The organism is Neobacillus drentensis (assembly GCF_036965425.1).
GTDB lineage: Bacteria > Bacillota > Bacilli > Bacillales > Cytobacillaceae > Neobacillus > Neobacillus drentensis_F.
Genome location: NZ_JBALPP010000113.1, coordinates 1 through 331, shown reverse-complemented (window position 1 = coordinate 331; position 331 = coordinate 1). Strand labels below are relative to the sequence as shown.

At 32.9% G+C, this 331-nt stretch carries 1 protein-coding gene; it reads right to left on the bottom strand.

Going from position 1 to position 331, the window contains the following annotated elements; genetic code table 11:
- The coding region (locus V7161_RS24235; protein ID WP_335715415.1) for a Ger(x)C family spore germination C-terminal domain-containing protein at positions 1-331 on the bottom strand (331 nt) is incomplete at both ends.

Genomic DNA, 331 nt, shown 5'->3' with positions numbered 1-331 from the left:
AAATTTACTCGGTCAACTTTTTCCAGCAAATCTCCTTTTATAGATAATTCAATAGAAAACTTGGGGGAGGGTGTTCCTTTCTCGAATTTCACCTTCATTTTTGGAGCTTCCAGTTTAACTGCCGCCAAAAGCTTCCCATTTTCATTAATATTCTCTTCTAGTGAAATCTTCTTTTCTGTCAGCCAACTCATTAAGAGCGCGTCATTAAAACTAAGATTATTTATAAATTTTTGCTTTTGAAAAATGGCAAGTCCATTATAAAATAAAACAGGGTATTTTTTTCCTGCCTTCCAGCTTTTTTTGTCAATTTTTACAATTGGAATTTTCGACA